Origin of the sequence: Enterobacter sp. JBIWA003, assembly GCF_019968825.1 — a bacterium.
GTDB classification, from domain to species: domain Bacteria; phylum Pseudomonadota; class Gammaproteobacteria; order Enterobacterales; family Enterobacteriaceae; genus Enterobacter; species Enterobacter quasiroggenkampii.
The window spans coordinates 1,576,295-1,599,288 of the sequence record NZ_CP074170.1 but is presented as its reverse complement, the minus strand read 5'-3'; the positions used below and the strand labels follow the sequence as shown (position 1 = coordinate 1,599,288).

The window sequence follows — 22,994 nt, the reverse complement described above, 5'->3', positions numbered from 1 at the left end:
CGCCTTAGTTTTTAAACGGATTGCGCGACGTGCTGGCGCGGGTTGCGGCCGGCGCGGCGCTGGCCGACGGGAAGGCTGGCAGCACCGCGCTGTCGGACGGTTCAATAATACCGAGCTTCTTCTCCTCCACGCGCTGCTGCTGGCGGGCGCGGATCTGGTCATATTTCTCTTTCGACGCCGCGCTGAAGTTATCGTCGTCGCGCAGGACGGTGGTATGGATAAACACCATCAGATTGCGCTTCGAGGTATCCTGCGAGGTGTAGCGGAACAGCTGGCCGACCAGCGGGATATCGCCGAGCAGCGGCACTTTGGAAACCGACTGCTTGGTGACGTTTTCCATCAGGCCGCCAAGCACCACCGTCTGGCCGCTGTGTACCATCACTTCGTTGTTGATGGTGCGGGTGTTGAAGGTTGGGCCGAGGCTGGCGTCCTCCGTCGCGCTGTTGTCGACGCTGGAGACTTCCTGCTCAATCTTCAGGTGGATCATGTCGCCATCGTTGATCTGCGGCACAATTTTCAGCTTGGTACCGACCGTCTTACGCTCAACGGAGTTAAAGACGTTGTCGCCGCTGGTGGTCTGCGAGCCGGAGAGCACCGGCACATCCTGCCCGACGTTGAACGACGCTTCTTTGTTATCCAGCGTGACCACGCTTGGGGTGGAGAGAATGTCGTTCTTGCCGTCGGTGGAGAGCGCGGTCATCAGGGCACCGAAATCGCCGTTAAAGAAGCCGGTCGCCAGGCCAGTGAAGCTCGCCCCCTTCATGGTGCCGTTTTTAATCTGGCTGATAGGCAGACCGGTTGAGCCGAACTGTACGCCGCCGTGCTTGCTGGTCCACTGCACGCCGAGATCCAGGCCGTTACCGTCCTGCACTTCCGCGATGATGGCTTCCACCAGCACCTGTGGACGACGGATGTCGAGCTTGTCGATCACCTTCTCCAGAGAGTTCATCACGTTAGGCTGGGCGGTAATCACCAGCGAGTTGGTTGCCTCGTCGGCGGTAATGTTCAGATCGCTGGACGCAGGCGCGGCTTTCGACTTCGGCGCGCCCGCCTTATCCTTCAGCTGCTCGCCAATGCCGGTCAGGACCGGAACCACCTTGGTGGCGCTGGCATACTTGAGATAGAAGACGCGGGTATTCCCCTCGTTATTCTGCTCGCGATCCAGCTGATGGATCAGGGAGCGGGTACGCATGCGCGCGTCTTCCGAGCCGCTGATCACCAGGCTGTTGTTTTCGTCATCAGCCACCACTTTGGTGGCCAACTGCGGCGCGTTCTGCCCCTTCTGCTCTTCATTGTTGAGGTTGTTCAACATGTCGGAGAGCTCTTTAGCGGACGCAAAGCGCAGCGGCACAATCTCGCGGCGCTGAATACCGTCTTTGTCCACGCGCTGAACCAGATCCACCAGGCGATTGACCACCGAGGCTTTACCGGTCAACAGCAGCACGTTGGACGGCTCGAAGTGCACCACGTTCCCGATGCCGGTGGCATCGTTGAGCTGGCGCAGCAGCGGGGCCAGCTCGCGCACCGGCACGTTTTCCATGCGCACGACGCGGGTGATGATCTCGTCGCCTTTGCCCGGATTTTTACCGTCGGCCAGCGGCGCACCGGCGGTGCGGGCAATGCTTGAGCGCACCACCTTGACCATACCGTTATCCATCGGGATCACCGACAGGCCGTACAGGTCCAGCACGCTCAGGAAGAACTGGTAATACTCATCTTCCGTCAGCACGTTATAGGTTCTGACCGACACCGTGCCCTGAACGGACGGATCGACCAGAATGGTTTTGTTCAGATTGCGGCCTACCGTATCAATAAACTCGCGGATATCGGTATTTTTAAAGCTGGCGCTAAAGTTAGCTGCAAGCAGCGAACTGGAATATAACGACAATGCGGTCAGCGCCACGCACGCCCAAGGAAATTTCTTCATGTCTGTACACTTGTTAATTGTTTAGAACATTGACCCGAATATTTTCAAGGTGAGCGTGACGTCTGACGACGACCTCCGCTTCTTTCATTTTCGACCAGTTGGCAATAATATTTTTTGCCTTTGCTGCATCGGTCATATCGACAGAATTGACTTTTACCGCCACATCGCCTTTTTCCAGCCCGGAATGGCTGTAGAAGGCAGAGGCATTCCTTGGATTAATGTTGTAGCCTTCCAGTTGGCCCTTTTCGATAAGTGGTTTTAACACCAGATAATCATCCAGATGCACGCTTTCCGCACCTGCATCTTTCGTCGATTTGGTTACCGGACCGCTGTCTACGCCGCCCTTAAAATAATCAGGTTTATTTAACGCCAGTACCTGCGTAGCACCTTCGTAATTAACCACCACATTGTCTTTGTTAATTTCCTGAATAAAGGCATCGTTAAAACCGGTCAGCGCCTCGCCTTCGCGATAGCTCTTCTGTCCCCCCGGCGTTTTGATCACGGCGAAGGAGAGCCAGGCATCGTCGCTGCGGACGATCCCCTCAATTTCGGCGGCGAGCGGGGCTTTCGCGGCCGCAGGCAGGCTATCCTGACGCACGGCGGCGGTGAAAAGTGAAAAAGCCTTTTCTTCCTGACGTCTTTTTTGCGGTTTCGCCGCTGCGTTCGCCAGCTTATTCGTCACTTTTTTATAATCTTTAAAAATGACGTAGCCTTGCTGACCGCAAAAAATCAGCAATACAAACATAATACAGGGCGTTATCCACCGTGAAAGAAGTGAGAACCTCATTATTCATCTGGCCTTTAGCAAAGCGAAAATAAGCAGCATCATGCTGCGCCAATATGTGGCATAAATAGTAATTAGCGGCCAGATAATCGACCACCTGCTTCGCCGTTAACTTTGATAAAGAAAAAGATTGACCGTCAAAAAGAGCGGTGTTAGAGGTAGCCAACAGGTTATTTTTACCCTGTCCGTAAATTGACCATGATGCAGCCTTGCCGTACTTTTCCGGACCATTGCTATTCATGTCCAGAGACGGTAAGTCGCTATGTATCAGAGTCATTTTAAATTTAATCACCCGCCTTTTCGAAAAATCACCCGCGCCTCGGGCGATTTCTTCGTGCCGTATCATCAGGATATTTTCAACCTGCTGAAAGAGAAAACCCAACAGGCGGGGATTATTGGACTCTTTGCTGACGATGCCCCGCTGCTGGGCCAGTTCAGCGACGCCCTGAAATCCACTTCCCCTGCCGTTATTGCTATCAATGCGTTTCCAAAACTGAGTGCCAGTAGCCTGCTGTATAAGCTCAACCCGGGAACGAAAGAGAGCAAAAACCGGCTTCAGGCGGTGGATACCATCCTGCACCAGTGGCAGGGAGGGAAAAGCAGGACGAAAGTGCTGGTGATTAGCCATACCGATGCCATGAAAGAGACCTGTCGGGAGGTGCTGGCTCTGCTGCTGACGCGTGCGCAGGAGCTGGAGTTTCGCCTGTCCGTCGTGCTGATGGGGCCAGCGGATCGGGATACCGCGCTGATGCAGCAGCCTGAACTGCGTGAATATGCGCATACCTGTCACACCCTGCGTCCCCTTACCTGCCGGGAGTTTCTCAGCTACGTTCAGGCGCAGTGTGAAGCGCACGGGGGTGAGCACGCGCCGTTAACCCCGGCGCGGGTACGTAAAATGCATGCCCTGACTAAAGGGAATATCAGTAAGCTGAACGAGCTGGCGCACCTGTCGATGCTTGCCGCCTGGACCGAACGTGCAGCCCAGGTCAGCCCGCGTCATTTGCGCCTGGCGGCAGGTGAGATCCTGCCTGCGAAAAAACACGGTAAGCACCTGGCTACCGTGGGTTTATTCGCCTCCGTGCTGTTCGCCGCCTGCGGCTGGTATTTGACCTCTTCGATCGGTGCAAGACTTCCGATTCAACTGCCGGTGCCTGCCAGCTGGAAACAGCAGACGCCAAAAGTTCAGGCGCCGGTGGTGCCGGTTATCGACAACGAGGTGGTTAACCAGCCGGATGCGATGCATCAGCTCTATTTGATGTGGGGGTATGACGCGTCGGCGGAGGATGCCCTGTGCCAGAACGCCGCGAAGGTGAACCTGATGTGTAAGCAGGGGAATGCTTCCCCGGATGCGCTGGCACAGGAAGGGTATCCGTGGGTGAGTGAACTGAAAACCGGCAACCACCTTAACTATGCCGTGGTCGCCCGCGTCGGGGATAACTCACTCGACCTGCTGATGAACAACCGTACCTGGCAGGTAAGCCGTCACTGGTTTAACCAGCATGCCACCGGCAACTATACCCAGCTCCACCGCCTGACGCCGGAAGGCAAAGACGCCATCAGCGCCGCCAGCGACGGTAAAGAGCTGGCCTGGCTTGATCAGCAGCTGAGCCAGGCCCTTGCCGAACCGGTAACCCACGCGCAAACCTGGACGGCGGAGATGATGAAACGCACCCGCGAGTTCCAGCAAAAAATGCATCTGCGCGTCGACGGCATTCCCGGGGAAGATACGCTGATGCAGTTAATGCGTGACACCAACACCACGCCGAGCGTGCTGCTTCAGACCACCCACGCCGCGCCGGACGCGAAAACGCAGGAGAAGCATTCCTAATGTCTACCATCTGTCTTGCGGCTCAGCGCAGCTACGTTTCCGGGGAAGCGGTCTGGTTTTCGTACCGCATGCCCAGCCTGAGAAAGATCGTTTCTAACGCCTTGTTAGGAATAGTAAGCCTCTGCGTCATGCTGATAGCGGGGCTGTACGCCCAGGTTTACTGGCAACTGCGCCACCCTGCGCCGGAGCCGGTAAAAAAAGTGCACGTGGCGAAGCCTGAAACGCAGCTTTCCGACATGCACTACGTGTATGTGAGTAAGCCGTTCCCGCATCCGCACCCGAAACCCGCGCCGGTGCAGGCCGACGTCCCTGCCATGCAGGATCTGCCGATTAACAGCGACGACGCCGACTGGCAGCAGGCGCCGGACGGCACGGTGCCGCATGATACCTCGCGGGATACCCTCCCCGGCACGCAAGCGCACGACGATGCAGCCCCCGCCCGCACGGACGGTGATGACGGTTCATTAACCGAGCTGTTTAAGCAGGCGTTAAAAGAACAGGAGCAGGATTATTCGCAAGGAAAAATACCCGCGCCGCCGGTTGACGAAACGCAGGATAATGCTCAGGCCAGCACATTACATAAAGAAAGTTCCCGGTCTCCGTTAAGTGAAAAAGGAGACCGGCTGGAATAGTTAATATTTTTCAGGCAGGTTGGTGATGTTAAGGAGTCGACCCTTTTCCACCACAATATATTGACCTTTTTTCAGGTCAGAAAGAATTTTGATAATGGTGCTGCGTGCCAGGTTGGTGTATTCCTGAATATAATCATAAACGTTAATATCGCGTTGATGATGGACAATCAGTTCATTAATCTCCAGCAAAAACTCGCGCACAACAGAATAGGCGCTGCGGGCGACCAGCACGTCATCACGCTTGCTCAGCATGCAGATATACCAGGCCAGCATTTTGGTAAGCTCAGGCCATAAGCCTTTCTCCGTCATAAGCTGAGAAAAGGCGTCTTTAGGAATCGAACGCACTACGGTATTCGAGCGGACCAGGCCATACATATGGGATGAATGATAAAAAATGGAAGAGAGTCCAAACACGCACTGCCCCTGCAGGGTGAACATGCAGAGCTCGTCGGATTCGCGGCGAAATTCCACTTCACCGCTGACGATAACATGAATAAATTCATTGTCGACGGTGGTAATTTTTTGCCATTTCTTTAACGTTTTTTCTTCATATCCTTCTGTTGCGGAAATAATGTTTTCCATTTCATGATGCGGACGCAATTTTCTGCCGTAAATGCTTAACATTGTTATACCCGAATTAAGATGTTAATTTTAGATAAAAAGGGGCCACGGTGGAACCACCGAACTATTCGTATAATCCTGATAAAAACTTCTGGAAGAAGTGAAATAAGAGCAATAAGCAGGTGTTATTTTTTGTTATTACTTAGCAAGCTATACGTCTATCTTAAATGAGGGTATTTTTAAGTCAATTAACTAAAAATGAATTGAGAATGTACTTAAGATTAATCTCATAGAAAATAAGGTAATATGACCTGGTCAGGGGGCAGTCCTGAAGGACTACCCCTGCCCGTATTTCTCTAAAAGCGCCTCGGCGATGGCCAGGGTTTCTACGTCAGCCACACCGTTCCACAGCGCGGGGCGGAAGTGCATCTGAAACGCGCAGATCACCCTCTTCTGCTGCTGTTCCGTGGCGTTGTCCGGCACCTCGTAGCCATAGCGCTTCAGCACATCGAGCAGCGCCCCTCGTTCGACCTCCTGATAGCGCGGCCGTCCATTGATATAGAACGCCACGCGGGCAGGATCGGGCCAGGCACCTATCCCCTGCTGAGCCAGTTGCTGCCACGGAAACAGCGGACCGGGATCGTCTTTACGCTGCGGGGCGATGTCCGAATGGGCCACCACATTTTCAGGTCTGATGTTGTAGCGGGTAATAATGTCTTTGGCGAGCGGCACCAGCGCCGCAATCTGCGCAGGCGCAAACGGAGTAAACGTTTTCACGCCGTCGCGCATTTGCCAGCCGCGGTTCTCGAGCTCAATGCCGACAGAGGTATCGTTGATGCGGTTTGTACCGCGCCAGAAGCTGATGCCCGCATGCCAGGCCAGCTCGCTCTCGGGAACCAACTGCCAGATGCGCGGCTTGCCGTCTGGCGCCGGGGGGCTGGCAGGGATCAAATAGTGAGAGCTGACGTTTTTATCCGTCAGCGTGGCCAGCGAGCTGTCAAAATCATCCGCGGTGTAGTGGATCACCAGCACCTTAATGCGCGGGTAAGCCGCCTGCGCCTGATGACGCATATCCAGCTCGTAGGCGCCTTTATCAACGATCCCCTTTTCCGTGACGCATCCTGCCAGCAGCAGCGCCAGCAGGAGGGGGGTAAACAAACGCGTCATCGCAGGGTTTTCACCGCCGTACCGCTCACGCTCACCATCAGCATGCTGGCATCTTTACCGACCGTTTCGTAGTCGATATCAATCCCCACGACCGCATCCGCGCCGAGGGCTTCCGCCTGCTCGCCGAGCTCTTTGAAGGCGATTTCGCGGGCTTTGCGCAGCTCTTTTTCGTATGCACCCGAGCGGCCACCCACGATATCGCGGATACCGGCAAAAAAGTCACGGAAGATATTGGCGCCGAGAATCGCTTCGCCGGTGACCACGCCGCAGTACTCGGTAATTGTCTGCCCTTCCAGGGTTGGCGTTGTTGAAAACTGCATGGTTTCTCTCCTTCTTTAGCGTTCAATGCCTTAGGCACAGCATTATCGGTTCGTTACGCTATGATTGAAAGGATAGTTAATAAATAAGGAAATCAACATGCGCTATTCAGCTTTAACACTTTTGGTGCCCTGCGCGCTGGTGCTCAGCGCCTGTACCACCACGGTCACGCCTGCCTTTAAGGATATTGGTACCCGCAGCGGCCCCTGCATTGAGGGCGGCCCGGACACCGTGGCGCAGCAGTTCTATGATTATCGCATCCAGCACCGCAGCAACGATCTTACCGGCCTGCGCCCGTATCTGAGCGATGGCCTGGCAAAACTGCTTAACGATGCCACCCGCGATCCGCAGCACAACGCGCTGCTGAAATCCGATCCGTTCTCCAGCCGCACCACGCTACCGGACAGCGCAGAAGTGGCCAGCGCGTCAACCATCCCGAACACGGATGCCCGTAATATTCCACTGCGCGTGAAGCTGACGCAGGGCACCCAAACCTGGCAGGACGAAGTGCTGATGATCCGTGAAGGACAGTGTTGGGCGGTGGACGACGTACGCTACGTGGGCGGCAGCGTTCATGCCCCGGCAGGCACGCTTCGCCAGTCGATTGAGAACCGCTGATTCATCAATGATAAAAATGTTACCCCCGTAAAATGTCCGGCATTTCTTGCGGAATGCCGACATTTATACTCGCCGACCTTGCCGTTCGCTATTTTGTGCTATGTTTAAGAGGAAATACGGGTTATATTTAACTTTTAACGCAGAAATATTGCATAACTATTCTGTCAACGGTACTATCTGCGGCCTCAATTGCTATAGATTGCCTGGATGAGTAAAGACTGCCCCGATGAGTATTAAACTAAACGGCATTAACTGCTTCTACGGCGCACACCAGGCGCTGTTTGACATCACGCTAAACTGCCCGGAAGGCGAAACGCTGGTTTTGCTTGGCCCAAGCGGTGCAGGTAAAAGCTCCCTTCTGCGTGTTCTTAATCTGCTTGAGATGCCCCGTTCAGGTACGCTCGCGATTGCCGGTAACCATTTTGATTTCGCTAAGACGCCGTCTGATAAGGCGATTCGCGAACTGCGTCAAAACGTCGGCATGGTCTTCCAGCAATACAATCTCTGGCCGCACCTGACCGTGCTGCAGAACCTGATTGAAGCCCCGTGCCGCGTGCTGGGGTTAAGCAAGGATCAGGCGATTGCGCGTGCCGAAAAGCTGCTGGAGCGTCTGCGCCTTAAGCCCTACAGCGACCGCTACCCGCTGCACCTGTCCGGTGGTCAGCAACAGCGCGTGGCCATTGCCCGTGCGCTGATGATGGAGCCTGCGGTGCTGCTGTTTGATGAACCGACGGCGGCGCTGGATCCGGAAATCACCGCCCAGATCGTGAGCATCATTCGCGAGCTGGCGGAAACCAATATTACGCAGGTTATCGTCACCCACGAAGTGGAAGTGGCGCGCAAAACCGCCAGCCGTGTGGTCTACATGGAAAATGGGTATATCGTTGAGCAAGGTGATGCGAGCTGCTTCGCTAACCCGCAAACCGATGCCTTCAAAAACTATTTATCTCATTGATTGTGTCAGGGGAAATATAATGAAAAAAGTATTACTTGCCGTGCTGCTTGCTGGCGTTACCCTTTCCGCTACCGCAGCCCAGACCATTCGTTTCGCGACGGAAGCCTCTTACCCTCCGTTTGAGTCCATTGATGCGAACAACAAAATTGTGGGCTTCGACGTGGACCTGGCTAACGCCCTGTGTAAAGAGATCGATGCAACCTGTACCTTCAGCAACCAGGCGTTCGACAGCCTGATCCCAAGCCTGAAGTTCCGCCGTATCGACGCCGTGATGGCCGGTATGGACATCACCCCCGAGCGTGAAAAGCAGGTGCTGTTCACCACCCCTTACTACGACAACTCCGCCCTGTTCATTGGTCAGAAAGGTAAATTCACCTCTGTCGATCAGCTGAAAGGCAAGAAAGTGGGCGTGCAGAACGGCACCACGCACCAGAAATTCATCATGGATAAGCATCCGGAAATCACCACCGTTCCGTATGACAGCTACCAGAACGCGAAGCTGGATCTGCAAAATGGCCGTATCGACGGCGTATTTGGTGATACCGCGGTGGTGACCGAGTGGCTGAAAGCCAACGACAAGCTGGCGCCAGTGGGCGACAAAGTGACCGATAAGGATTACTTCGGTACCGGTCTGGGGATTGCCGTTCGTCAGGGCAACACTGAGCTGCAGCAGAAATTCAACGCTGCGCTGGAAAAAGTGAAGAAAGACGGCACCTACGAAACCATCTACAAAAAATGGTTCCAGAAGTAATTCCTGATGAATGAAATTTTTCCTTTAGCAAGCGCCGCCGGGATGACCGTCGGCCTTGCCGTTTGCGCACTGATTATCGGCCTCGTGCTAGCGATGTTCTTTGCGGTGTGGGAATCCGCGAAATGGTTCCCCGTCGCCTGGACAGGCTCCGCGCTGGTCACCGTGCTGCGTGGGCTACCGGAAATTCTGGTGGTCCTGTTTATCTATTTCGGCTCCTCACAGCTGCTGCTGACGCTGTCTGACGGCTTCACGATCAATCTTGGCTTTGCGCAGATCCCTGTGCAGATGCAGATTGAAAACTTCGACGTCAGCCCGTTCCTGTGCGGCGTGATTGCCCTCTCCCTGCTCTACTCCGCGTACGCGTCGCAAACCCTGCGCGGTGCGCTGAAAGCCGTGCCGTAGGGACAATGGGAGTCGGGTCAGGCGTTAGGGTTGTCGAAATCCGCCATCTTTTTCCGTCTGGTGATGCCGCAGATGTGGCGTCATGCCCTGCCGGGGCTCGGCAACCAGTGGCTGGTGCTGCTGAAAGATACCGCGCTGGTGAGCCTGATTAGCGTTAACGATTTAATGCTGCAAACCAAAAGCATCGCCACCCGTACCCAGGAGCCGTTTACCTGGTACATTGTGGCGGCGGCGATCTACCTGGTGATCACGTTGCTCAGTCAGTACATCCTCAAGCGTATTGACCTGCGAGCGACGCGCTTTGAACGGAGACCAGGCTGATGCTTGAATACTTTCCCGAGTTGATGAAAGGGCTGCACACCAGCCTGACGCTGACCGTGGCGTCCATTATCGTGGCGCTGATCCTGGCGCTCATCTTCACCATCATCCTGACGCTGAAAACGCCTGTTCTGGTGTGGATTGTGCGCGGGTACATCACCCTGTTTACCGGTACGCCGCTGCTGGTGCAGATCTTCCTGATTTACTACGGCCCGGGCCAGTTCCCGTCGCTGCAGGATTATCCGGTTATCTGGCATCTGCTTTCTGAACCGTGGCTGTGCGCCCTGATTGCCCTTTCACTGAACAGCGCGGCCTATACCACCCAGCTGTTCTACGGGGCGATCCGCGCCATCCCGGAAGGCCAGTGGCAGTCCTGCGGGGCGCTGGGCATGAGCAAGAAAGACACGCTGGCAATCCTGCTGCCGTACGCCTTTAAGCGCGCCCTCTCCTCCTATTCCAACGAAGTGGTGCTGGTGTTCAAAAGTACCTCGCTGGCCTACACCATCACCCTAATGGAAGTGATGGGCCACGGACAACTGCTGTATGGACGCACCTATGACGTAATGGTGTTCGGCGCGGCGGGCGTGGTGTATCTGGTGGTGAACGGTCTGCTGACGCTGATGATGCGCCTGATTGAGCGTAAAGCGCTGGCGTTTGAGCGCAGAAATTAACCACGCGAATGCATAAAACGGTATTCATAAAGCGGGTAACCTGATGGGTTATCCGCTTTTTTTTTGCGATAAAAATAATACTTAATCATTTTTATTGCATATAAATTCATTAACTGGCATTGTACATCCAGGCCGCAGACACGGCGCATCAATAAGACAGACGGGAGCATTACAATGAAAAAGTTAGTTCTGGCCGCATTACTCGCCACCTTCGCCGCTGGCGCATCCGCTGCGGATAAAATCAATTTCGGCGTGTCCGCCACCTATCCGCCGTTTGAGTCGCTGGATGCCAGCAACCAGATCGTCGGTTTCGATATCGATCTGGCGAAAGCGCTGTGCAAACAGATGCAGGCCGACTGCACCTTTACTAACCATGCTTTTGACAGCCTGATCCCGTCGCTGAAGTTCAAAAAATACGACGCGGTGATCTCCGGGATGGACATCACGCCTGAGCGCAGCAAGCAGGTCGCGTTCACCGACCCGTACTACGCCAACTCGGCGGTGGTGATTGCGAAGAAAGGCGCGTATACCTCTTTCGATCAGCTGAAAGGCAAACGCATCGGGATGGAAAACGGCACCACGCACCAGAAATACCTGCAGGACAAACATCCTGAAGTGAAGACCGTGGCCTATGACAGCTACCAGAACGCGATTATCGACCTGAAAAATGGCCGTATCGACGGCGTCTTCGGCGACACCGCCGTGGTGAACGAGTGGCTCAAAACCAACCCGCAACTGGGCACGGCTACCGAGAAAGTGACCGATCCACAGTACTTCGGCACGGGCCTCGGCATCGCGGTACGTCCGGATAACAAAGCGCTTCTGGAAAAACTGAACGGCGCGCTGAAAGCGATTAAAGCGGACGGGACGTACCAGAAAATCAGCGAGCAGTGGTTCCCGCAGTAATGTCTTTTGCCGGGTGGCGGCTTCGCCTTACCCGGCCTACGGGGGGATTTGTAGGCCGGGCAAGCGCAGCGCCGCCCGGCACTCTCTCATAACGGCACAAAGAACCTGAACCGTGCCCCGCTCACCGACTCCATTAGCCTGATCCCGCCCCCGTGCAGCTCCAGCATCCGTTTCACGATTAATAGCCCCAACCCGCCGCGATTCTCCCGCGAGGCCTGGGTATTGAGCGCCGACGGCCGCTGGAACAGATCATCGCGCAGCGAGGCATCCACGCCCGTTCCGCTGTCGGACACTTCGACCTGCAGCTGTTCATTTTCCTGCCACACCGCCAGGCGAATTTCTCCGCCGCCAGGCGTATGGCGCATCGCGTTATCCAGCAGGTTGGTCACCACGCGTTCAATCATCGACACATCGGCGTTTACCATCGGCAGCGGCCCCGGCACGTCAATATGCAGATTGACCTCTCGCGTGCGGGCGGTGAGCTCAAACTTCTGCGCCACGTCGGAAATCAGCTCCGCCATCGCGAACCGCTCGCGCTGGGGTTTAATGCCGCCGTGCTCCAGGCGCGCCAGCTCAAACAGCTGCTGCGAAAGATGCCGGACTTTTTGCCCCTGACGCAGCGCGGTGGCGAGATATTGCTGGTGCTCCTGCGGCGTCAGGGTGGCGGATTTGAGCGACAGGGTTTCGAGATAGCCCAGCAGTGAGGTCAGCGGCGTGCGGAGATCGTGCGAAATATTGGCGATAAACTCCCGACGCTGGCGATCGCTGTCGGCCAGCCGATCCCACTGTTGGGTGATTTTGCGCGCCAGCTCAATAAAGCTGTTGCGCAGGATCGCCACTTCATCTTTTGCCGCCGCGTCTGGCGTCTGTGCCGCCAGCAGCCTGATTGCGCTCATGCTGTCCTGCTCCAGCCCGGCGACCTCCACCGTCAGCTGTTTGACCGGACGCGTGACCCAGTACCAGACCAGCAGCCCTGCCAGCAGCCCAAACAGCGCGACCCACAGCAGTGACCACAGGACGGTACTCCACAGCGCCTTGTGCCAGGCCATTTCCGCCAGAGCGTTTGACTCCTCGCCCTGCAAAATAATGTACAGATAGCCTTTTAGCTCGCCGTCCTGCCGCAGCGGCGTGGCGCTGAAGACTTTTTGATTTTGACTGCGCGGATCGTCGCCCAGTACCGGCATGGCGGTGCCGCTCAGGAAGCTCTGCACCGGCGCCAGGTCGATTTTTTGCCGCTGAATATGGCCCGGCGGTGCGGCATCGGCGAGGATATCGCCGTCAGGAGAGATAACGTACAGCTCAACGCTCGGATTAAAGGTCATCAGCCGGCCAAACAGCGGTTTCAGCGCGCTGCGGTCGACCCGGCCCTGTGCGTCCAGAATCGGTTCGCGCTGGACGATCTGCTGCGCCAGCCCACCCGACAAACGCTGCACCATTGCGTTACCGTACTGCATGCTGCTGTAGAGCTGTACCGCGCAGGCGACGGCGGCGCAGAGCATCATCAGCAGGATGAAGAGCAGCGTCAGGCGCTGGCTCAGGCTAAAGCGACGCATCATGCTGCGGCTCCGCAAATTTGTAGCCCTTGCCCCAGACGGTGCGAATGATCTCCGGCTCGGCGGCATCCTTCTCAATCTTGATGCGCAGGCGGTTGATGTGGGTGTTCACAGTGTGCTCGTAGCCTTCGTGCTGGTAGCCCCAGACCTGCTCCAGCAGGGCCAGACGCGAAAACACCTCGCCAGGATGACGGGCAAAGAAGTAGAGCAGCTCGAATTCACGCGGAGTGAGATCCACCACCTGGCCATGAAGCAGAACGCTGCGCGCCAGCGGATCGATGGTCAGTCCGTGAGCCTGAATGTGACCGTCGGTTTGCGCCTGCCCCATCGCCTGCTGGCGGCGAAACAGGGCTTTGATGCGCGCAATCAACTCCTGCACCGAAAACGGTTTTGCCAGATAGTCATCGGCACCGGTTTCCAGCCCGGTAATGCGGTCAGTTTCGCTACTGCGGGCGCTGATGATGATAACCGGCAGGTAACGCGTCATCTGACGAATACGGCGGCAAATCTCCAGCCCGTCAACGTTGGGCAGCATCAGGTCGAGGATCACCGCATCCCACGGCTGTTTTTCAAGACGCTGGAGGGCGTTGCCCCCGTCGGGCTCGTGGGTGATGGCGTAGCCTTCGTCTTCTAAATTGAGTCGCAGAAGCGCCGCGATATCGTGGTCATCTTCCACCAGCAGGATCTGCTTCATGGGTAAGCCTTCATTCATTTCTTATGACGTAAGCTTACCTGATTTCGAGCGGGGGAAGAGTTCACATTTTGTTGAACATTGTGCGGGGGTCATGCCGGGTGGCGGCTACGCCTTACCCGGCCTACTCCGGATCGTAGGCCCGGTAAGCGCAGCGCCACCGGGCGATGTTGAGGATTAGTGCGTTTTCACCAGCAACGTCAACACTTCATAATGCGCGGTATGCGGGAACATATCGAAAAGCTGCACGCGTTCAACGCGGTAGCCCGGCAGTTGAGCGATGTCTTTCGCCATGGTCTGCGCGTTGCAGCTGGAATAGATGATGTATTCCGGCGCCATCTGGCTCAGGTAGTCGCACAGCGCATTGCCGATGCCGCGGCGCGGCGGGTTGACCAGCACCAGCTCCGGCACGTTGCCCTGGCCGGTCGCGAACTGCGTGGAGTCGAGCGCCTGGAAGTGCAGATTCGTTAACCCCAGTTCGGCGGCGGACTGCTTCGCGCAGGCAATCGCTTCGGCAGAGATCTCAATCCCGGTGAGCTGCATCTCCGGCGTGGCGCAGTGCAGACCAAACCCGCCCACGCCGCAGAACAGATCCCACATGTGGTGAACGTTCAACGCACGCACCCAGTCGCGGGCGGTAGCGTACAGGCTGCTTGCCACGGTCGGGTTGGTCTGGAAGAAGCTTTGCGGGCGGATCCACAGCGGCACGCCGTTGAAGCTCTCAGCCAGCGCGTGCTGGTCGGTGAAGAAAATCTCTTTCTCCCCTTCCATGATCGCCATATGCACCGGCTGAATGTTCGCCGTAATGACCTTCAACTGCGGAAGCTGTTCCTGCAGCCACGGCAGCGCCGCGCACAGCTGCTCAAGCTTAGTTTCAGAGCGCAGCACGAAGCGCAGCATCATGCCGCCGTCTTTCTGGCTTTCGGTCAGCAGAAGGTATTTCAGCTCGCCACGCTTACGGGCCACGTTATAGGGCGTTAACCCCGCCCGGGCAATAAACGGCTTGAGTGCGGCAAAGACCGGCGCAAAGGAAGCGGGATAGAGCGGGCAGTCGGTTAAGTCTTCCGGCGTGCCGTCGCGGTGCAGCATCCCCAGCAGCGGTTTTTCTACGCTGCCGCTGACCACCATTTTGGCTTTGTTGCGAAAACCCTGTTCCGGGCCGCTGACGGGTGCGCACCACTCGCCCACCGCGTGTTCTGCCAGCAGCTGTTGCAGGTCGGCCATTTTGGCGGTGAGTTGTTGAGAGACCGGTTGTTCTATCCACTGACAGGAGCGGCAGCGTCCGGCGTCATAGAGTGCGCACTGCATATGAAAACCTTAAAAATCACGAGGGCTGCGATTATATACACAAAATCATTCAAGTTGTATCAAGGCGGCAAGTCTGAGAATCCCCAGGAGCTTACTCAAGTAAGTGACTGGGGTGAACAGACGCGGCCAACGCAGAGACGGCTTGAAGGATGACGTGTATACATATTATTGCAGGCGGAAGAACCGTCGACTGGAGGCCGGAACGAAGAGAAGAAAGAGCACCAGCATGTCCGGCAGTTTTTGCATAAACAGCGCGCGCAGGATCTCGCGTTTGGACTCACCGGCAATACTGAACAGCTCCGGGTAGCCATACCCCAGCGAAGCGGCCCAGAGATAGCTCGCCGCGGTAATCTGCGTCAGCATATAGACCCAGCGCGCCCAGTTGCGCCCTTTAACCAGCGAAAACGCGCAGTAGATCTCGATAAACACCAGCACCAGACTGCTCAAAAAGACCAGCGTCAGATTCCACGTCTGCACGCTGCGGTGAATGAATTCACCGATGCCGCGCACACCCAGGGTATTCAGAATCATCAGCACGTCCAGGCAGCGGATCATAATAATGGCGAGCGCCGCCACCTGAACCAGTGCAGGTACGTTAGGACGCGCATGCGTAATACGTGATTTTTTTAATAATCCCAATGTTTTACTTCCCTGAAAAACAGTGCCGCGTCATGCGCGGCACATCACTGGAAATTTTAAATCCTTCAGCCGCGTCTTGCACGCTGGATATCGCGCACGCGCTGTTTTTCCGCGCGCGCCATCAAATACCAGGCGATAAATCCGACAATTCCGACCACGCCGAGGATGATAGAGGCCAGGGCGTTGATCTCCGGGTTGACCCCCATGCGCACGCTGGAGAAGACCAGCATCGGCAGCGTCGTCGCCCCCGGGCCGGAGACAAAGCTGGCGATAACCAGATCGTCGAGCGACAGGGTAAACGCCAGCAGCCAGCCGGAGATCACCGCTGGCATAATCATCGGCAGCGTGATGATGAAAAAGACCTTCAGCGGCGTCGCGCCGAGATCCATCGCCGCCTCTTCAATGGAGCGATCCAGCTCGCGCAGGCGTGAGGCGATCACCACCGCGACATAGGCGGTACAGAAGGTGACGTGCGCCAGCCAGATGGTGAGCATCCCGCGGTCCGCCGGCCAGCCGATGGCATGTGCCAGGGCCACGAACAGCAGCAGCAGCGCGAGACCGGTGATCACGTCCGGCATAACCAGCGGGGCGGTGATCATAAAGGCGAAGCCGTTTGAACCGCGAAAACGCCCGAAGCGCACCATCACCAGCGCGGCGATCGTGCCCAGCACGGACGCCATGGTCGCCGCCAGCGCCGCAATGGTCAGGCTCAGCCCCACCGCGCTCATCATCGCATCATCGTGGAACAGCTCGCTGTACCAGCGCGTCGACCAGCCTGCCCAGACCGTCACCAGCCTGGAGCTGTTAAACGAGTAGATCACCAGCATCAGCATCGGCGCATACAGGAAGGTAAAGCCGATGACCAGGATCGCAATTCGCCACGGGGAGCGCACTACCGGTAAGTTGTTCATCCGTGATCTCCCATCTGTTTCTGCTGATGCTTGTGGAACCACATGATCGGCACGATCAGCAGCAGTAGCATCACGATCGCCACCGCCGAGGCCACCGGCCAGTCGCGGTTATTGAAGAACTCCTGCCACAGCACGCGGCCAATCATGATGCTGTCAGGCCCGCCGAGCAGTTCAGGGATCACAAACTCCCCCACCGCCGGGATAAAGACCAGCATCGACCCGGCGATAATCCCGCCCTTGGTCAGCGGGACAATGACGCTGAAGAAAGTTTTCAGCGGACGGGCACCGAGATCGAGCGACGCTTCTACCAGCGAGTAGTCGATACGGGTCAGCGCCGTGTAGATCGGCAGCACCATAAACGGCAGATAGGCGTACACAATGCCGATATAGACCGCGAGATTGGTGTGCAGGATCGTCAGCGGCTGATCGATAACCCCGAGCCACATCAGGAAGTTATTTAGCACGCCGTTGTTTTTCAGGATCCCCATCCACGCGTAAACGCGGATCAGGAACGAGGTCCACGACGGTAAAATCACCAGCAGCAGCAGGATATTTCGCGTCGACGGCTTGCTGTGCGCCACCGCCCACGCCAGCGGGTAGCCCATCACCAGACAGCAGAGCGTCGAGATCGCCGCCACCTGCAGCGACTGCAGATAGGCTTCGAAATAGAGCGGATCGTCGGTGAGCTGCAGGAAGTTACCCAGGTTTAAGGTCAGCGTCAGCTGCCCGTCGGCCCAGTCCAGCAGGTTGGTGTAAGGCGGGATCGCCCGCGCCATTTCCGCCAGGCTTATCTTGAAAACAATCAGGAACGGCAGCAGGAACAGCAGGATCAGCCACACGTACGGCATGGCGATCACCAGCTTGCGGCCGTGCTTCATCTGCATGCGCGTCAGCCAGTGGGCAAAGCCGCCCGGCTTTTCGACGCGGGCTGGAGGTTCAAGTGTACTCATTGGCCGCTCCTTATACCGTCAGCACAACGCAACTGTCTGCATCCCAACACAGGCGCACTTCGTCGCCCCAGGTCGGCTGTCCCTTGCGATAGCGATGTTCGTTCTGTAACTGCGCGCTGAGCATCTGCCCACTTTTCAGGCGCACGTGATAGATAGAGAGATCGCCCAGATAGGCAATGTGCACCACTTCCCCGACGGCAAAGTTATAGCCATCAGCAGGCGGATCCTCACAGAGCATGATCTTCTCCGGACGTAGCGCGACGTAGACCGGCACGTTATCCACTACCGAGCTATCCGGATCGACCTTAAGCGGATGCTGCAGCCCCGGCGATTCGATGACCAGACCGTCTTCCTGACGTTCTTTCAGCAGCCCTTCGAAGACGTTAACCGAGCCAATGAACTCCGCGCTGTAGCGGGTGGTCGGATGCTCATAAATCTCTTCCGGCTCGCCGATCTGCACGAACTTGCCGCGGTTCATGATCGCGATACGTCCGGCCATGGTCATCGCCTCTTCCTGATCGTGGGTCACCATCACGCAGGTCACCCCCACGCGCTCAAGGATATCGACCACTTCGAGCTGCATACGGTCGCGCAGCTTTTTATCCAGCGCGCCCATCGGTTCGTCAAGCAGCAGCAGTTTCGGGCGTTTTGCCAGGCTGCGGGCCAGGGCCACGCGCTGGCGCTGGCCGCCGGAGAGCTGGTGCGGCTTACGCTTGGCGAACTCCTGCATGTGCACGAGGCTCAGCATCTCGGCCACGCGCGCGGTAATTTCGGCTTTCGGCAGCTTGTCCTGCTTCAGGCCGAAGGCGATGTTCTGCTCCACCGTCATGTGCGGAAACAGCGCGTAGGACTGGAACATCATGTTGATCGGACGCTGATACGGCGGCACGCTGGAGAGATCCACGCCGTCGAGCACGATCTGCCCGGCGGTGGGCTGTTCAAAACCGGCCAGCATGCGCAGCAGGGTCGATTTACCGCAGCCAGAGGCCCCCAGAAGGGCAAAAATTTCGCCTTTATAGATCGTCAGGCTGACGTCGTCCACGGCATGCTGGCCATCAAAAGATTTGGTGAGGTTACGAATTTCAAGCAGCGGGGTCAGCGCTTTACGGACTTTCGCCTGCGGGCGGGGGATCGCGTCATTCACGGGGTGTTCTCCGGTAGAGATCAAAACTGGTGCAAACGCACCGTCAGGGTGCGCATCGCCGGGCGGCGCTAACGCTTGCCCGGCCTACGGGTTGTAGAGGCCCGGTAAGCGATAGCGCCACCGGGCAGCAATACCAAACGCCGTTATTTACCGCTTTTCACCTTGGTCCACGCGCGGGTACGCACGCGGTCAATTTTTGGATCCTGAACTTTCAGGGTGAAGAGCTTGGCGAACACATCCGCTGGCGGATAGATAGCCGGGTTATTACGGATCTCTTCGCTCACCAGCGGCACGGAGGCCTTGTTACCGTTCGCATAGTAAACGTGGTCGCTGATATGGGCGATAACCTCAGGACGCATCAGATAGTTGAGGAACTGATACGCTTCGTCTTTGTTTTTCGCGTCAGCCGGCATCGCGAAGACGTCAAAGAAGGCCAGCGCCCCCTCCTTCGGAATGAAGTAAGAGACGTTCACGCCGTTTTTCGCCTCTTTCGCACGGTTAGCCGCCTGCCATACGTCCCCTGCCCAGCCAATCGCGACGCAGATGTCGCCGTTCGCCAGGTCGTTAATGTACTGAGACGAGTGGAAGTAACGAATGTTTGGACGCAGCTTCAGCAGCAGATCGGTCGCCGGGCCGGTGTAATCATCCGCCTTATTGCTGTTCGGGTCTTTGCCCAGGTAGTTCAGCACGGTCGCGAAAATCTCTTCCGGCGCATCGAGGAAGGAGACGCCGCAGCTTTTCAGCTTCTCAAGGTTTTCCGGCTTCAGCACCACGTCCCAGCTGTCCAGCTTCACGTCCGGGCCCAGCGCCGCCTTCACTTTATCGACGTTAAAGCCGATACCGGTGGTCGCCCAGAGATACGGCATCGCGTATTTGTTGTCCGGGTCGTGTTTGGCCACCAGCTTCAGCACTTCTGGATCGAGATTTTTCCAGTTCGGTAACTTGCTCTTATCCAGCGGCTGGAAGACGCCTGCCGTCAGCTGGCGCTCGAGGAAGCTTGCGGAAGGCACCACGAGGTCAAACCCGGTGCTGCCCGCCATCAGTTTTCCTTCCAGCACTTCGTTGGAATCGAACACGTCGTAGACCACTTTAATGCCGGTCTCTTTTTCAAAATTTGCCACCGTGTCGGGCGCAATATAGTCAGACCAGTTATAAACGTGCAGCGTTTTTTGTTCCGCAGCGAGCGTGCCGGCAGAGACGGCCATCAGAGCACCCGCAACCAGACCCGATAACCATTTTTTATTCAAGGCGATCATAGTGTTATTCCTTCTGAAAGCTCGTTAACAAACGAACTAAAACTGTGCAATCTGGATATATGCAAAAATCATGCATAGTTTGTCGCTCTGCTCAAAATAAAAAGAAACCTCTTTACCCGGCAGCTTCCGCTCGCTTTTTGAAGCATCGCAAGAATAACTGTAGCCCGTGTCTCCGGCTATAGCCCAGACGAAAAAACGCCTTTTATCAATTTTTTATGCAGGTTAAGTCTACGTGATAAGCCGAAACGGCCTTCAGGGAGGTGAATAATTCTTTAAAGGAAGGTTAAAAGCAGCAGAAAAAATGGCCTTCTGCAGCCGCCATGGCAGCGACTGCGCAAAAGTCAGACAGGCTTAGTGAAGAAAATTGGGAGATGCATCATTATTCTCTGCATCATCTTCCGCGCTATACAGCAGATGATGTGCATTGGCTTCCATCATGACCATCGAAATTTGCTCTTCGCTCAGGCGCATAAACCAGGCGAACTGCTTGAACGATAGCCCTGCCCCGGAGAATAAAGACTGGCAAACGACCAGTTTTGGCAGATTATCATCCTGTATGTCGAGAAATGCCTTCACCGTCAAAGAACTGGCATTGATGGCCGACAGGTCGGAGGCCAGCGCCAGCAGCGCGGACGGCTTCACTTCGGCCAGCGCGGAGAAAAGGATCACATCGTTAATCAGATCGATTTTGGCATCGAAAATGCCGTCGAAATTCTGCATATGAGGCAGATGCAGCGCCTGGCAGGAATCGCATTCGAAGAACGTAATTCCGGCATCATCAAGCCATTGACGTAACGTATCCAGTGTAGGTACGACCTGTAAATCCATCGCGATGCAGCCTCTTTAATAAAAACTTCGCATAGGGTACTCAAAAAGCGCGCGGTAATCCATTTAACCACCCGTTTTCAGACAGTAGCCCGGCGTCGCATGACGCTCGATCCATATGATCATTTTACCTGCAATATCGACCCCTGTGGTTTTTTCTACGCCTTCCAGCCCCGGCGAGGCGTTCACCTCCATGACCAGCGGCCCGCGCGTTGCGCGCAGAAGATCTACACCCGCCACGTCCAGCCCCAGGGTTTGCGCGGCTTTCACCGCAATTTCCCGCTCCCGATCGCTGATATCGGCTACACGCGCGACGCCGCCGCGGTGAAGGTTAGAGCGGAAATCACCCTCTTTGGCCTGACGCTCAATGGCTGCCACCACCTCGTTTCCCACGACGAAGCAGCGGATGTCGCGCCCTTTGGCCTCTTCGATATACTCCTGCACCAGAATGTGGGCATTCAGCCCGCGGAAGGCGTCAATCACGCTCTCCGCTGCCTGACGCGTCTCCGCCAGCACCACGCCAATGCCCTGGGTGCCTTCCACCAGCTTGATCACCAAAGGGGCGCCGCCCACCATGTCGATCAGATCGCTGGTGTCGTCCGGTGAATGGGCAATCCCCGTGACGGGGAGATCGATCCCCTGACGGGCAAGGAGCTGCAGCGAGCGCAGCTTGTCGCGGGCGCGGGAAATGGCGACGGATTCGTTGAGCGGATAGCTGCCCAGCATCTCGAACTGGCGCAGCGCGGCGGTGCCGTAGTAGGTAATCTGGGAGCCGATGCGGGGGATGACCGCATCAAAATGCGGCAGCTTGCGGCCTTTGTAGTGAATCGACGAGGCAGCCGGGTCGATGTTCATATAACAGGACATCGGGTCGAGGATCTCAACCTGATGCCCGCGTTTCGCCGCCGCTTCTCTCAGGCGCTTACATGAATAGAGCGTTCCATCCCGGGACAATATGGCAATTTTCACCCTGCACCTCTCTGAAGACATGGAAAAAGCCTGCGTATCATATACGCAGGCAGGCGCAGGATAAATGGACTATCGCGTCGCCCAGCCCTGTTTGTGCAGATAATCAAGAATAAACGGGCGATTTTCTTTAATGATGGTGCGACGAATATGGTCAGTCCAGGTATCGCGACGGTTATTGCTACCGCGCGTCAGGTAGTAGTTTGCCAGCTCTTCATCGTATTGATTCAGGACATCCTGATCGACCGGCTGATAGTGGTTTTCATGCACCAGCATCGCCGCAGGAATGCGCGGCTTCAGATCCGGGTTATCCGCAGGCCAGCCGAGGCACAGGCCAAACAGCGGCAGCACGTGTTTTGGCAGATTCAGCAGCTCGGTCACGCTTTCGATGTTGTTACGCAGGCCGCCGATGTAGACACCGCCTAACCCCAGCGACTCCGCCGCCGTGAAGGCGTTTTGCGCCATCAGCGCGGTATCCACCACGCCCAGCAGCAACTGTTCGGCCAGCCCGAGCTCGGCCTCAGGGCAGATCTGCAGATGACGGTTGAAGTCGGCGCAGAACACCCAGAACTCGGCCGCCTGAGCCACATGCTTCTGCCCGCCGGTCAGCGTCACCAGCTGCTCGCGCATGGCCGGGTCGGTGATGCGGATAATGGAGCTGCACTGCAGGAAGCTGGAGCTGGAGGTCGCCCTGGCGCTGTCAATAATCGCGGCACGCTGCGCCTCGGTAATCGGCTCATCGGTGAAGTGGCGAATGGAACGGTGGGAACGGAGCAGGTCAATCGTGGGTGTCATCTTGTCTCTCTTTGTCTTGCTTAATACGTATTGCAGCCAGTATAGGCAATGATTTGCGCGATGTAATTGGCGAAACATAGCCTGACTGTATCAAAGCGACAGGCGAAACCTTCTTTAA

Annotated in this window: 24 protein-coding genes and 1 pseudogene; 8 read left to right on the top strand and 17 right to left on the bottom strand. The window is 56.5% G+C overall.

Annotated elements, in window-relative coordinates; all coding sequences use genetic code 11:
* Positions 1-4: 4 nt before the first annotated feature.
* Genes gspD through KGP25_RS07620 form a run of 3 tightly spaced genes read right to left on the bottom strand, consistent with a single transcriptional unit; the run spans position 5 to position 2,952 of the window.
* Positions 5-1,927, bottom strand: a complete 1,923-nt coding sequence (gene gspD, locus KGP25_RS07630; RefSeq protein ID WP_223540203.1) for a type II secretion system secretin GspD — start codon at positions 1,925-1,927, stop codon at positions 5-7.
* Between the two features lie 13 nt (positions 1,928-1,940).
* Complete coding sequence (gene gspC, locus KGP25_RS07625) at positions 1,941-2,672, bottom strand: type II secretion system protein GspC (RefSeq protein ID WP_048027121.1); 732 nt, start codon at positions 2,670-2,672, stop codon at positions 1,941-1,943.
* Positions 2,623-2,952: a hypothetical protein gene (locus KGP25_RS07620; RefSeq protein ID WP_126534830.1), complete on the bottom strand. Its 330-nt coding sequence runs from the start codon at positions 2,950-2,952 to the stop codon at positions 2,623-2,625. The genes gspC and KGP25_RS07620 overlap by 50 nt, the downstream gene beginning before the upstream one ends.
* Positions 2,953-2,973: 21 nt before the next feature.
* On the opposite strand from KGP25_RS07620, the gene KGP25_RS07615 reads away from it, so the two are divergent.
* Both KGP25_RS07615 and KGP25_RS07610 read left to right on the top strand, forming a co-directional pair.
* Positions 2,974-4,539, top strand: a complete 1,566-nt coding sequence (locus KGP25_RS07615) for an ExeA family protein (RefSeq protein ID WP_223540202.1) — start codon at positions 2,974-2,976, stop codon at positions 4,537-4,539.
* Positions 4,539-5,171: a hypothetical protein gene (locus tag KGP25_RS07610; RefSeq protein ID WP_223540201.1), complete on the top strand. Its 633-nt coding sequence runs from the start codon at positions 4,539-4,541 to the stop codon at positions 5,169-5,171. The genes KGP25_RS07615 and KGP25_RS07610 overlap by 1 nt, the downstream gene beginning before the upstream one ends.
* Here KGP25_RS07610 and KGP25_RS07605 read toward each other — a convergent pair whose 3' ends face one another.
* The 3 genes from KGP25_RS07605 to KGP25_RS07595 form a co-directional block, all read right to left on the bottom strand.
* Entirely contained in the window at positions 5,172-5,795 is a 624-nt protein-coding gene (locus KGP25_RS07605; protein WP_223540200.1) for a helix-turn-helix domain-containing protein, read from the bottom strand.
* 273 nt (positions 5,796-6,068) lie between these two features.
* Positions 6,069-6,899, bottom strand: a complete 831-nt coding sequence (locus tag KGP25_RS07600) for an N-acetylmuramoyl-L-alanine amidase (RefSeq protein WP_196353140.1) — start codon at positions 6,897-6,899, stop codon at positions 6,069-6,071.
* A complete protein-coding gene (locus KGP25_RS07595) occupies positions 6,896-7,219 on the bottom strand; it encodes a heavy metal-binding domain-containing protein (protein WP_023310944.1) in 324 nt (107 codons plus the stop codon). The genes KGP25_RS07600 and KGP25_RS07595 overlap by 4 nt, the downstream gene beginning before the upstream one ends.
* 97 nt (positions 7,220-7,316) lie before the next feature.
* Here KGP25_RS07595 and KGP25_RS07590 point away from each other — a divergent pair, with 97 nt between their 5' ends.
* The 6 genes and pseudogenes from KGP25_RS07590 (at position 7,317) to artJ (ending at position 11,838) form a co-directional block, all read left to right on the top strand.
* Positions 7,317-7,835: a lipoprotein gene (locus KGP25_RS07590; RefSeq protein WP_023335076.1), complete on the top strand. Its 519-nt coding sequence runs from the start codon at positions 7,317-7,319 to the stop codon at positions 7,833-7,835.
* 226 nt (positions 7,836-8,061) lie between these two features.
* Positions 8,062-8,790 carry an arginine ABC transporter ATP-binding protein ArtP gene (gene artP, locus KGP25_RS07585; RefSeq protein WP_008500030.1) on the top strand — a complete coding sequence of 243 codons (729 nt, stop codon included), beginning with the start codon at positions 8,062-8,064 and terminating at the stop codon, positions 8,788-8,790.
* Positions 8,791-8,809: 19 nt separating this feature from the next.
* A complete protein-coding gene (gene artI, locus KGP25_RS07580) occupies positions 8,810-9,541 on the top strand; it encodes an arginine ABC transporter substrate-binding protein ArtI (protein ID WP_008500032.1) in 732 nt (243 codons plus the stop codon).
* 6 nt (positions 9,542-9,547) lie between these two features.
* Positions 9,548-10,264 (top strand): annotated as a pseudogene (gene artQ, locus KGP25_RS07575) (arginine ABC transporter permease ArtQ).
* Positions 10,264-10,932 carry an arginine ABC transporter permease ArtM gene (gene artM / locus KGP25_RS07570; protein ID WP_024907847.1) on the top strand — a complete coding sequence of 223 codons (669 nt, stop codon included), beginning with the start codon at positions 10,264-10,266 and terminating at the stop codon, positions 10,930-10,932. The pseudogene artQ and the gene artM overlap by 1 nt, the downstream one beginning before the upstream one ends.
* A 174-nt stretch (positions 10,933-11,106) precedes the next feature.
* Positions 11,107-11,838, top strand: a complete 732-nt coding sequence (gene artJ / locus KGP25_RS07565; protein WP_021240923.1) for an arginine ABC transporter substrate-binding protein ArtJ — start codon at positions 11,107-11,109, stop codon at positions 11,836-11,838.
* Between the two features lie 86 nt (positions 11,839-11,924).
* Here the strand turns inward: artJ and KGP25_RS07560 are convergent, their stop codons facing one another.
* The 11 genes from KGP25_RS07560 to nfsA form a co-directional block, all read right to left on the bottom strand.
* Positions 11,925-13,394: an ATP-binding protein gene (locus KGP25_RS07560; RefSeq protein ID WP_045908431.1), complete on the bottom strand. Its 1,470-nt coding sequence runs from the start codon at positions 13,392-13,394 to the stop codon at positions 11,925-11,927.
* Positions 13,378-14,085 (bottom strand): response regulator transcription factor, encoded by a 708-nt coding sequence (locus KGP25_RS07555; RefSeq protein ID WP_223540199.1) that lies wholly within the window; start codon positions 14,083-14,085, stop codon positions 13,378-13,380. The genes KGP25_RS07560 and KGP25_RS07555 overlap by 17 nt, the downstream gene beginning before the upstream one ends.
* 174 nt (positions 14,086-14,259) lie before the next feature.
* Complete coding sequence (gene rlmC / locus KGP25_RS07550; RefSeq protein WP_223540198.1) at positions 14,260-15,390, bottom strand: 23S rRNA (uracil(747)-C(5))-methyltransferase RlmC; 1,131 nt, start codon at positions 15,388-15,390, stop codon at positions 14,260-14,262.
* A 165-nt stretch (positions 15,391-15,555) separates the two neighbouring features.
* On the bottom strand, positions 15,556-16,029 hold the full coding sequence (locus tag KGP25_RS07545; protein WP_045908434.1) for a YbjO family protein: 474 nt from the start codon (positions 16,027-16,029) through the stop codon (positions 15,556-15,558).
* 65 nt (positions 16,030-16,094) lie between these two features.
* Positions 16,095-16,940, bottom strand: a complete 846-nt coding sequence (gene potI, locus KGP25_RS07540; RefSeq protein WP_223540197.1) for a putrescine ABC transporter permease PotI — start codon at positions 16,938-16,940, stop codon at positions 16,095-16,097.
* A complete protein-coding gene (gene potH / locus KGP25_RS07535) occupies positions 16,937-17,890 on the bottom strand; it encodes a putrescine ABC transporter permease PotH (RefSeq protein WP_024907854.1) in 954 nt (317 codons plus the stop codon). Before potH ends, potI begins: the two co-directional genes overlap by 4 nt.
* 10 nt (positions 17,891-17,900) lie before the next feature.
* The gene (gene potG / locus KGP25_RS07530; RefSeq protein ID WP_223540196.1) at positions 17,901-19,034 is read right to left on the bottom strand and encodes a putrescine ABC transporter ATP-binding subunit PotG; all 1,134 of its coding nucleotides are present in this window, start codon (positions 19,032-19,034) and stop codon (positions 17,901-17,903) included.
* A gap of 143 nt (positions 19,035-19,177) precedes the next feature.
* On the bottom strand, positions 19,178-20,290 hold the full coding sequence (potF, locus tag KGP25_RS07525) for a spermidine/putrescine ABC transporter substrate-binding protein PotF (protein ID WP_045908435.1): 1,113 nt from the start codon (positions 20,288-20,290) through the stop codon (positions 19,178-19,180).
* Positions 20,291-20,641: 351 nt separating this feature from the next.
* A complete protein-coding gene (locus KGP25_RS07520) occupies positions 20,642-21,118 on the bottom strand; it encodes a YbjN domain-containing protein (RefSeq protein WP_003858385.1) in 477 nt (158 codons plus the stop codon).
* A 63-nt stretch (positions 21,119-21,181) separates the two neighbouring features.
* Positions 21,182-22,084 carry a 30S ribosomal protein S6--L-glutamate ligase gene (rimK, locus tag KGP25_RS07515; protein WP_223540195.1) on the bottom strand — a complete coding sequence of 301 codons (903 nt, stop codon included), beginning with the start codon at positions 22,082-22,084 and terminating at the stop codon, positions 21,182-21,184.
* A 69-nt stretch (positions 22,085-22,153) separates the two neighbouring features.
* Positions 22,154-22,876 carry a nitroreductase NfsA gene (gene nfsA / locus KGP25_RS07510; protein WP_063621274.1) on the bottom strand — a complete coding sequence of 241 codons (723 nt, stop codon included), beginning with the start codon at positions 22,874-22,876 and terminating at the stop codon, positions 22,154-22,156.
* Positions 22,877-22,994 lie beyond the last annotated feature (118 nt).